The sequence below is a fragment of the Candidatus Symbiopectobacterium sp. genome, from assembly GCF_020054415.1.
Lineage (GTDB): Bacteria > Pseudomonadota > Gammaproteobacteria > Enterobacterales > Enterobacteriaceae > Symbiopectobacterium.
Window position 1 is genome coordinate 1 of sequence record NZ_JAHWCO010000050.1, and the last position, 1,215, is coordinate 1,215.

The following is a 1,215-nucleotide window of genomic DNA, read 5'->3' on the forward strand; positions in this document are numbered from 1 at the left end:
GAGCGTGAAAATCTGACACTGCGTAACCGATTGCAACGGCTCAATCGTAAGACGCTCGGATATTCAAAATCATCCGAAATGCACGATAGGATCATCGGTACTTACATCGAACGCGAGTACTACGTTTGATGCTACATCAACCCATTGAATACACGACCGTACGCTGTTTATGGAGCATTTGAAGTCATCCACCAGCGGCACTGCCACCTTCTACTCCACCGTTGACCATGTCGAGCGCATCTATGGTTATACACGGTTAGAACGTTATCCCATTGTCATCGCAGCGGGCTATAACAAAATGCAGGTGTTTTCCAACCGGAAAGTCGACTCGACCATTTATACCGCTATCGCCCTGACCTTGCAGCTGATCATGAGCAGCATGGGTGCGATCATGCTGAAACAGATCAAGATCAACGAAAAAAACCAGCTGGATCTAACCAAGGTACGCGATCAGCTTACCGTGATGAATCACACGCTGGAAACGCTGGCGCTGTTAGATGGCCTCACTGGCCTAGCGAACCGGCGACAGTTTGATATTTTCCTGCGCGAGACCATCGCGCAATCCGCCCTTTCCGGTAAGCGGATAGCACTTATCATGCTCGATGTCGATATGTTCAAGAAATGCAACGACCACTATGGCCACGTTGAAGGCGACAAGTGTCTGCAAACCGTGAGCCATGCGCTAAGCAGTATGCAGTGTCGCAAAGAGGATTTAATCGCACGCTATGGCGGTGAAGAGTTTGTCATCATTCTGATGGATGTGACGGAAGAAGGCGCTGTAGCGTTTGCAGAACGTGCGCTGGAAGCTATCAGACACCAGCGCATCCCCCATGAACTCACCACGCTGGATGAAAAAGTCGTTACCGCCAGCGCTGGCGTCTACCTTTTTGTGGGAACAACACCGGATCATGCACCGGAGAGCGTGATTATTCGTGCAGATAAAGCATTGTATCAGGCCAAGAGCAAGGGCAGAAATAGCGTTGAAATTGCGACATAATATGTATTAGTAGCGACTAGATCTGACACTTGACCTTGAAAGGTTGAGAGTTACCGGTTTTGATATGGGTGTCTGATCCTTAAACAAAACGCGAGGTAACTCTCATGCTTCATACTAACAATCCCATTATCAAACACAAAGCCGGCCTGCTCAATATCGCCGAAGAACTCGGTAACGTATCAAAAGCCTGCAAGATCATGGGCGTGTCACGCGATACA

Annotated in this window: 3 protein-coding genes; all 3 read left to right on the forward strand. The window is 48.8% G+C overall.

Annotation, left to right across the window (positions count from 1 at the left end; translation table 11 throughout):
* Window positions 1-129: IS1 family transposase (locus tag QZ506_RS01705; RefSeq protein ID WP_291968610.1), on the forward strand; the 129-nt coding region annotated here is incomplete at its 5' end.
* A 40-nt stretch (window positions 130-169) separates the two neighbouring features.
* On the forward strand, window positions 170-997 hold the full coding sequence (locus QZ506_RS01710; RefSeq protein WP_291968608.1) for a diguanylate cyclase: 828 nt from the start codon (window positions 170-172) through the stop codon (window positions 995-997).
* A gap of 104 nt (window positions 998-1,101) precedes the next feature.
* Window positions 1,102-1,215: helix-turn-helix domain-containing protein (locus QZ506_RS01715; protein WP_291968612.1), on the forward strand; the 114-nt coding region annotated here is incomplete at its 3' end.

What these genes read in the sequence shown, in the direction of transcription:
- QZ506_RS01710 (WP_291968608.1), top strand. Translation starts at nt 170, where the DNA reads ATGGAGCATTTGAAGTCATCCACCAGCGGCACTGCCACCTTCTACTCC.